The 9789-nt window shown below is 43.2% G+C and carries 7 protein-coding genes; 1 reads left to right on the forward strand and 6 read right to left on the reverse strand.

Annotated elements, in window-relative coordinates:
* Positions 1-267: 267 nt before the first annotated feature.
* The gene (katG, locus tag ACT3IB_RS12950) at positions 268-2493 is read left to right on the forward strand and encodes a catalase/peroxidase HPI (protein WP_491539438.1); all 2226 of its coding nucleotides are present in this window, start codon (positions 268-270) and stop codon (positions 2491-2493) included.
* A 157-nt stretch (positions 2494-2650) separates the two neighbouring features.
* On the opposite strand, the gene ACT3IB_RS12955 is transcribed toward katG, so the two are convergent.
* From ACT3IB_RS12955 to ACT3IB_RS12980, 6 genes are all read right to left on the reverse strand, one after another.
* Positions 2651-3220 (reverse strand): hypothetical protein, encoded by a 570-nt coding sequence (locus tag ACT3IB_RS12955; RefSeq protein ID WP_491539439.1) that lies wholly within the window; start codon positions 3218-3220, stop codon positions 2651-2653.
* A 254-nt stretch (positions 3221-3474) separates the two neighbouring features.
* Positions 3475-3759, reverse strand: a complete 285-nt coding sequence (locus ACT3IB_RS12960) for a transcriptional regulator (RefSeq protein ID WP_491539440.1) — start codon at positions 3757-3759, stop codon at positions 3475-3477.
* A 5-nt stretch (positions 3760-3764) separates the two neighbouring features.
* On the reverse strand, positions 3765-4115 hold the full coding sequence (locus ACT3IB_RS12965; RefSeq protein WP_491539441.1) for a DUF1304 domain-containing protein: 351 nt from the start codon (positions 4113-4115) through the stop codon (positions 3765-3767).
* Positions 4116-4143: 28 nt separating this feature from the next.
* Positions 4144-6102 carry a fructose-1,6-bisphosphatase gene (locus ACT3IB_RS12970; RefSeq protein WP_491539442.1) on the reverse strand — a complete coding sequence of 653 codons (1959 nt, stop codon included), beginning with the start codon at positions 6100-6102 and terminating at the stop codon, positions 4144-4146.
* Positions 6103-6320: 218 nt separating this feature from the next.
* Positions 6321-7994, reverse strand: a complete 1674-nt coding sequence (locus ACT3IB_RS12975; protein WP_491539443.1) for a serine hydrolase domain-containing protein — start codon at positions 7992-7994, stop codon at positions 6321-6323.
* Positions 7995-8396: 402 nt separating this feature from the next.
* On the reverse strand, positions 8397-9437 hold the full coding sequence (locus tag ACT3IB_RS12980; RefSeq protein WP_491539444.1) for a serine hydrolase domain-containing protein: 1041 nt from the start codon (positions 9435-9437) through the stop codon (positions 8397-8399).
* Between the last annotated feature and the right edge of the window lie 352 nt (positions 9438-9789).

Genomic DNA, 9789 nt, shown 5'->3' on the forward strand with positions numbered 1-9789 from the left:
AAAGTTATTATAAGTTATTATAAACAAAAATCGTTTGCTCTCTCTATGTACTCGATAAAATATTTGTTCTTAGCTTAGAATTATTTTCAGTAGTTAAATAAGGATTTAGAAAGAAAGGTAGAGCTTACAAAAAAATCGGTTTATAGCGAAGTATATAACTAAGTCTAATATCACGTATAGTATTTTTCTATCAGAAAATAATTTATATGAATAAAGGATTTGGTTAGATTAAGTGGACAAATAAAAAATTGAATAACCAAGCGTTCTATGGATAAAGACAAATCTCATAATACATCAAGTAGCAACGAAAGCAAGTGCCCGTTTCATAATGGGGATTCAAATGAAACCGCTACCGGCGGTACAAAACTCGAAAAATGGTGGCCCGAACGACTAAATGTGGAGATGCTTCGTCAGCATTCGTCCAAGAGTACCCCAATGGATGAGGATTTTGATTATGCGGAAGAATTTGAAAAGCTCGATTTTAAGGCTGTTAAGCAAGATCTTCATGACCTCATGACTGATTCGAAAGACTGGTGGCCTGCGGATTGGGGGCACTACGGCGGACTCTTTATCAGAATGTCGTGGCATGCTGCCGGAACGTACCGTGTTGCTGACGGTCGCGGTGGAGCTGCCGGTGGTCAGCAACGCTTTGCTCCTCTGAACAGCTGGCCTGATAATGCCAACTTAGATAAAGCTCGTCGCTTGCTTTGGCCTATCAAGAAAAAGTATGGTCGTAAATTGTCTTGGGCCGACTTGTTAGTGCTGGCCGGTAATGTTGCAATGGAATCAATGGGCTTTGAAACCTTTGGTTTTGCCGGTGGACGTGAAGACGACTGGGAACCCGACACTTCTGTAAACTGGGGTTCTGAAGAAGAATGGTTGGGCGATGAGCGTCACGATGAAGAAGGTAACCTAAAAGGACCACTTGCCGCTGATCATATGGGATTGATTTATGTAAATCCCGAAGGTCCTAATGGAGAACCGGATCCGGAAAAATCTGCCCACTTTATTCGACAATCGTTTTCTCGCATGGCGATGAATGATGAAGAAACGGTTGCTCTTATCGCCGGTGGACACACTTTTGGTAAGACCCACGGGGCCGGACCATTAGAACATAAAGGTCCGGAACCTGAAGCGGCTGATATTGAAAAACAAGGCTTCGGCTGGATCAGTGATTATGGGTCAGGAAAAGCCGGTGATACGATCACCGATGGTGAAGAAGGTGCTTGGACCAACGATCCTACCCAATGGGATATGGGCTTTTTTGAGAATCTCTTTGAATATGAATGGGAGTTAACAAAAAGTCCTGCCGGATCTTATCAATGGCAGCCAAAAGACGGAGCCGGGGACGGTACGGTGCCCGATGCTCACGATCCTGATAAGAAGAACGCGCCTATGATGTTGACTACGGATCTTGCTCTGAAAGTAGATCCGGAGTACCGAAAGATTTCCAAACGATTCTATGAGAATCCCGATGAATTTGCGGATGCCTATGCACGTGCCTGGTTCAAGCTTATTCATCGTGATATGGGTCCCAAATCTCGATATCTCGGACCTGAGGTTCCCGAGGAAGATTTGATTTGGCAAGATCCAATTCCAGAAGTTGATTATGAACTAATCGACGACAAGGATATCGAAGAGCTTAAAGCGAAGATCCTTGATACTGATCTCTCCGTATCCGAGCTTGTTAAAACAGCTTGGGCTTCGGCTTCCACCTATCGTGATTCCGACAAGCGGGGCGGTGCCAACGGTGCTCGCATTCGACTCGCTCCACAAAATGATTGGGAGGTAAATAATCCCGAACAATTAGCCAAGGCGCTTGAAGTGCTCGAAGGTGTTCAGAAAGAATTCAATAATGCCCAATCGGGTGACAAGCGTGTTTCACTTGCTGATATAATTGTTCTCGGTGGTTCCGCAGCTGTTGAAAAAGCGGCCAAAGATGCGGGTCATGAAATAGACGTACCCTTTACGCCGGGACGTAACGATGCTACGGCAGAGCAAACCGATGAGGAATCCTTTGAGTGGCTTAAACCTGCTGCTGATGGATTCCGTAATTATTACAACCCTGAACGCGGTGCCAAGCCTGAAGAACTGTTAGTTGATAAGGCGCAATTGCTATCGCTTACACCACCTGAAATGACAGTACTGGTAGGCGGTATGCGTGCATTGAACGCGAATTACGATGATTCTGATTACGGTGTTTTAACCGATCAGCCGGGAACGTTGACCAACGATTTCTTCGTGAATCTTCTTGATATGGATTACGAATGGGAAGCGACCTCGGATGATAAGCTTTTCTTTGAAGCCCGAGACCGTGATACCGGTGACGTGAAGTGGAAAGCCACCCGCGTTGATTTGATCTTTGGTTCACATTCTGAGTTGCGTGCGCTCTCTGAGGCTTACGCAGCGAATGATGCAGAAGAGAAGTTTGTGAAAGACTTCGTTGATGCATGGACAAAGGTAATGCAATTGGATCGCTTCGATCTGGACTAAATTCAGCCACGATGCAATAGTTCTTATATAAAATTTTGCATTGCAAATATGGTTGACATTTTCCGAATCTAAGAAAGGGAGCCTTTTTAGGCTCCCTTTTTTTATATATGATGGTATTTTGCTATTTGATAATCAATAAGCTTGTCGCTGTAAGGTACTACTTTTCAAGAGTAGCAAAATTTCTGTGAGCAGTATATCGAAATAATAAGGCCGATACCACAAATAGCGTGATGAAAAACCCATTTATGCTTATGATATGGAATACCGTGCTGGGTGGGGACTGGTAAAAACCACCGATAAGAGCAATTGCAGCTACTAATGCTTGAGCTATTGCCATTGCGTACATTGTTAAAGCCAGTCCCTTTGATTCAAAACGGGCTATGAACGCACCGATAATTCCAACAAAAATTACCCCAAAATACAACAGATTGATGGGATTGTCCTCCGATCCGATAATGCCTACAGCACCATTCACCCAGACGAGGAATAATCCAGTAAAGAGTGCAAATCCGATTGCGATACTGTAGGCTGTTTTATTCGATTTTCTGGTTATCAGTTTATATGTAAGTCCGGTACCAAATAGGAGAGTGCCGGCAATGACAAAATCTGACAGTGTCCATACTACATCATCAGTAAATTGCATGGCAATTAGTGGGATCATTAATAAAAGCCCTGTTGTAAGTGCTAACCAGGCAATAGATTGATAAAATTTGCGATTTGTGTTCATGGTGAGTTATTTGGTTATTATTGGAAAGTACTTTTAGATACAAAGTTAAAAGGCAAAAAAATACGCTCTGTTTTATAAATTATGTGTGCTTTGATCCATGTCTGTATCGGATAATAAAATACCATCCGGCACCGGTTATAATTAACAATAATGGAATTGCACCCGGCTCACTTTCAACAATTATCATGAATACCAAAAGTCCAATCCCTAATACAATGGTAATTAACGATAACAGGGAGTGTATATTTAGTTTTTTAGTGCTGTCTTTTTTCATACTTACTTTGATGTATTATCATGTAATTTGATAATCTTTTCCAACACATCAAGATGTTTCTCAAATGCCTTTTGCCCTTTTGGGTTATGTAGTATGTGGTGTTGGGTTTATTATCGACAAAAGTTTTTTCCACTTCGACGAAACCTTCTTGTTCTAACTTTTTTATGGGTGTTGCCAGGTTGCCATCGGTTACATCCAGAACTCCCTTGATCATTCGTGATATTGAATACTGATTGTCAAAGATTAAAAACGAAATGAAAAGCATATTTACTATGACAAATAGAGTAGCAGCAAAGCTAAAATTGCGGGAAGGGATTGAATATAGAAAATGATCCTGTTAGCCGTCGCAGCGCCAAACAGTCCCGCAATAATTATGCAACACAGAAAGAATGCAGTGATAGCAAAACCTTCTGAACCGAGGCTAAGTCCCCACAATAATCCCGCGGCAAGAAAACCATTGTATAGGCCTTGATTGGCAGCTAAAGTTTTTGTTGTAGCTGCTTTTTCTCTGGAATGGCCCAAAATGCGTAATCCAATTTTGGTATCCCATAAAAACATTTCGAGTACTAAAAAAGCGATATGCAGTAAGGCTACAATCAGGATCACAATATTAGTTGTCATAGACATGCGGTTCACTAATTTCTTAAGATTATGATAATTCTTTAATCAGCCCGGATCGATAAGCTTCCAGCAGTTTTTGGAGATCCTTGATTTTTCGCACTATTTCCTTGCCGTTATCGGTATCGCAAACGCGGATACGCTGATTATTGCGTTCCAGGATTCGGGTTTCGGAGTGAATATCAATTTCTTCCTCAATCGCTTTTTGTGTGGACTCAAAAGGCTGGTGCGCAGCGAGGATGAGTCCATATGAATTGTAAATGAGAGTATATCCCGCAATACCGGTTTTTTCCTGGTAGGCCTTGGCAAACCCGCCATCTATGACTAATAACTTACCTCCGGCTTTTTCGGGACTTTCGCCCTTGGTCACCTTCACCGGAACGTGACCGTTGATGACATGCCCTTCATCAGGATTGATACCAAACTCTTCCAGAATGTTATCAATAACTTTTTCCTTGGTTCGGTGATCGTAGTAGGGATTCATTTCTTCTTGGTGGGTCTCAGGGTCTTCGATGAAATAGCGCTCAAAAGTTGCCATTTTGTCTTTGCCAAAAAGCGGAGACTGGGAGCCGCTCCATAAGTACCACATGGTATCAAGGCCGTACTGTTTTTTTGCCGGTTCATCATTTACAAAATAGCCTTGCCGGGCAAGCTGCTCCAGGCGATCCATAAATTCGCGGGGACTGTGTTTGTTGCCATCAAGAGTGAAGTGCCGCAAACGGCCGCTTTTCGTCATGGGAATACAGCCGTGATAGAGCAGGTTATTGTTATAGGTCAGGTACATACTACCCTTGGAAAAAAGGAATCGCACATGGGATTGAAGACGTTCGCTGTTTTTAAATGACAAGGAAAGCTTTTCCATAACCACCTGTTCCTTCTCTGAAAGTTCATAGGGATTGTCGGGATCAATGGTTGGTAGATAAGTATCCAACAGGGAATAGGTGTTACCTCCAAGGTGAATAGTGCCCTGTTCATAATCAATCTTATCGAGCAAGAGCCGATCCTCCATCTGGAACTGTGGCTGTCGCTGAATAACTTGCCCCTCCAGCTTTAGCTGAATTATGGTGATGGCTTTTTGCATGCGGGCCATCAGCAGTTGTTCATTTTCGGTAAATTCATCGTCAGCTTCTTTGGGACGAAAAAGCTCACAGGGATCATCCCCATAAACTTCTACAGCAAGTGAAACCAGGGGTAGCATGCTAATGGCATAGCCATTCTCAATGGTTTCCATATTGGCATAGCGCAGGGAAACGCGTATAACGTTGGCAATACAGGCTTGGCTGCCGGCCGCTGCTCCCATCCAAACAATATCGTGATTGCCCCACTGGAAATCTACGGCATGATGCTCCATGAGTTTATCCATAATAATATGTGCTCCCGGTCCGCGGTCGTATACATCGCCGATGACATGTAAGCGCGCGATGGTAAGTCGCTGAATAAGTCGGGCCAATGCGGTGATAAAAGCGCCCGAACGGTCTGTGTCAATAATAGAATCAATAATGCTGCTGTAGTACTCCTGGCGATTTCGGGTACTTTCTTGCTCGTGAAGCAGTTCCTCAATAATATAGCTGAAGTCTTTTGGCAGTGCTTTGCGTACCTTGTTTCGGGTGTATTTTGAGGAATAGACGCGGCAAAGTTTAATAAGCTGAAAAAGAGTTTTTCGGTACCACTGATCGGGATTATCAAGCTCTTTGACAATAGCCGGCATTTTCTGTTCCGGGTAATAAATAAGGGTAGCCAGGTTTCGTTTTTCCCGGTCGTCAAGAGTATATTCAAATATTTCTTCAATGCGTCGTTTTATCGACCCGGAGCCGTTACGCAGCACATGCAAAAAGGATTCGTACTCCCCGTGGATATCGGAAATAAAATGTTCGGTCCCTTTGGGAAGCTCAAGGATGGCGCTGAGATTGATGATCTCTGTTGATGCTGCCCGAATGGAGGGATATTGTTGAGCCAGTAATTTCAGATAACGTAGTTCATTATCAGTCATAAGTAAAGTATTTAGCAGTACATATGCGGATTAGTGAAATGCAAAATATTGTGTCAGTTTAAGGCGTACGAATGAATGTTTATTTGTTAAATACTGAACGAAAAGCTAAAAAGCCAGTTGTAGTAGTAGAATGGGATTGAGATATGTTTAGTCAAAATTCTTTCTATCCCAACATTGATTCGGTGTGAATGTTTCCCTGAAAATGATTTTTAAAGAATCTATGCTTCTTTGCAAGCATTCAGCCCGGAACTTATCAGGCATCTATCTTCAAATTGAAGTTCGATCGTGTCCCAGGGTGGCCCTTGCCGTATCCCTTTGTATTGATTATCAGCAGTTGGAACCAAAATGAATGTCGGCCATGGTCCGCTATATTCACCTTCGAAAGTACTGTCGCTATTCCAGATGATGTTCCAGTATTGATTCCAGTTTGCAAATTCTGCATAAACAAAGGTCGTCCACGGTCCGTAATCTGCAAATCGGAAGCCGGAAGTATTGGCGAAGGTACCGATAACATGGAGGGAATCGAGATTGCCAATTTGGTTGATACGCTTTAGCATTGCTGCGGTTGGGGCAATTGGGTCTTCTCCTTGGCGCATTAAGTCTTTAAGCGCATCTTTCTGACCTGCCTTTAGTTTATCCATAGCATTTCTTGTGCGTCGGTTGAGTTCCGCAAAATGATTTTTCTGTTTATCGGTATGATTTAGCATCAGGTTTAGAGCAGATTGTCCCCAGAGCTTAGCCACAAGCCGCGTATGGTCAGCGGTAAGTTCCAGTTTTCCTCCATCCAGGTGGTAGAGCCCTTCTCTTTGCTGGGTAATCTGGGGACTCGCCTCATCGATGGGCTCGACGAGCGGGGGCATCAGGAAGTCAGATTTAAGAGCTGCACCGAGAATAGATGCGCGTTGCTGGGAGGCGGCAATCATTGAAGTATTGCCCTGAATATAAAAGAACAGGTCTTTCTCAGGGAGCCAAACAAAGTCGGCCGAGAAAATCCTATTACTGCCGCTGTGAGCAATCATGGGGCCCCATTCAGTATCATAAATCACCCAGCCATACCCATATTTGGATTCCCGGTTACTCTCGGTAATGTAACCTGTGGTCCAACGCGTGACGGTTTCTTCGCTCAACACACCCTGTCCTTGCAGGATGTTTTTAAACCAGAGGTACATATCATCCACGGTTGTATGTAGTCCTCCATTGGCTCGCAGGTGCCAACCCGGTCCGTCTTCAAGCCAACCTCGGTTATATACAAGCCCCCACTTTGTACCATTTCGGTAGCCGATTGCCAGCCTGTCCTGATCCCAATTGGGAAGTACGTATCCGGTTTCAGTGATGCCAGCCGGTAACAGCAGTTCATCGCGCAGAAACTGCTCATATCCCTGTCCGGATACATGCTCTACGATCATTCCGAGTAGGGCATATCCCACATTGGAATAGGCGTAATTTGTGCCGGGATCAAATTGTAAAGACTCCTGCATTACGCGATCGATATATGCTTGGGCCTGAATAGGTTCTTCATCCGATCCAACACCGCCCGGCAGCCCCGATGTGTGGGTAAGCATTTGATGAATAGTGATATCCTGCTTGGGTTCCGGAAGATTATCAAAATAGCTGGAAATGGAGTCTTCGACAGAAAGCTTCCCACGGTGTTCAAGAAGTAAAATTGCTGCCGCTGTCATCTGCTTCGTAAGTGAACCGTGCGACTGTATGCTATTTGGCGTATAGGGGCGTCGGCTTTCACGGTTTGCGTGTCCATATCCTTTTCTCAATACAACGCTGTCGCCTTCACTGACGATAATAGCACCCGAAAAACCAATGGCTTCGATTGCCGATAAGTACCGATCGATGTTTACAGCAATTTGAGATTCTTTAACTATTGAATTGCCAGCCAAATCAGACTCACTTCCCGCAGAGTGCTCCGACCCATTATCCGAGCTGCAAGAATAAAGAGAGATAATTAATAGGATTACAAGGAAATTAAATCTTTGTTTCATTTCTTGATTAGTGTAATGTTCCGTAATGCCCTTGAATAGGGGGCAAAACAGCGCTGTAATTATTTATAAGGTACTGTGGAAACGGATTAAAACGAAACCGAAAATTATTAGCAGTACACGCTCCGCCAACTAAGCGTGTTATATTGGGACGTTACTCACTTTTTGAGCAGGTCAAAGAAAACGTGTGGGAAGAGTTGTCTTTCTAATACATAAATGCAGGGGTTATACAGGAATACATTCCTGCGCAAGTTTATAACCCTAATGGGGAATTTGAAAAGCTTTTGTGTGGTTTATATATCCTTATGAGCTGGTATTATTTCGCAATATTTTCACAATACGGTTGTACATAATTTCTGACAGATTCCATTTGAAGCCTTCAAAATCAGTTGTATTCATAAATTGGATGACAACCGCGTCAATGTCTTTATGATATTTAGCAATACTCTGGTAGCCGGGGATTAGTCCCGTGTGTTCATACTCGTAGTGAGAAGAATAGATATCCTGTCCTCCTTCATCAAACAATGACCCATCGTTTAATGCCCGTAAGAATATGCCCACATCTTCTGCTGTAGCGACCATTGATCCGTAATCTACAGTCTTGATATCCTCCTCAACGCCAATGTAGTAACCGCTCATCAGATCGTCCATATTCACCTCATGAATAGAACCGAAGGTATTTTTTAGTCCGAGCGGCGCCAAGGCTTCCTCCTTGATGTATTGGAACTTATTGCGCCCCGTTATCTTTTCAATAATTCTAGAAATCAACAAATAATTGGTGTTTGAATATTCATAGTCTTCACCGGGTTTAAAGTTGGCCGGCAAATCGAGTACCCGTTCAAGCGCTTCTTCACTGGATTTTGGCGGGTCTGTCCAAAAGTTTGGCGTATCCGTTAAGTTGGGAATGCCACTTCGATGCGTGACCAACGTTCTCAGGGTTATTTCATCTGCATATTCGATTCTCTCGACGAGATCCGGAAAGTAATCGGCAAGTGTTTTATCCAGGGACAGGCGCTGGTTATTAACCAATTTTGTGATCGCAACAGCATCATATAACTTGCCGATACTGGCAATTTTGAATAAGGCGTGCGGGTCGGCAGGGACCTTGTTTTTTCGGTCATGCCATCCGGCAGCATAAAATCCCGGTGGCTGGCCAGCTCGATCTACATACACAATGACACCATCAAACCCATAACCAATGGCTTCATTGACTTGTTCTTGCACCGTCTCCGGCAGGGGCAATATCCAAGCCTTGACCAAAATCCATGGTACAAAAAATAGGGAGATTATAGTTGCAACAGGCAATACTATCCTGAGTATTTGTTTTGTTTTTTCTTTCGTCATAGTCGTATATCATTGCAGCTAAGTACATGCTTTTATATATCTTATAATAATACATCCCATTAACTATAATCGTGTTATTTACATAACCGGGAATTAAGATAATAGGAAGGATTCAGATTTAATATTAGAATGGTAAGGCCGCTAAAGATTTTTCGCATAACCTTCCTACGAGGTAGCGTGGAATGAAAAACCAAGAGCAGCAAGGAATAGGGGAGGCTTAGTTAAAAGATTGTTTGTTGATAGTCATAGCAAAATTAAAGTGGGGTAGTGTACTCCGAGAGTGTAAATCTAACTCTGTCTAGGTTGGTAATTTAAAATCTACTAACTTAGACAAATCATGACACAAAAAGAA

The organism is Fodinibius sp. GM21, from assembly GCF_058386955.1.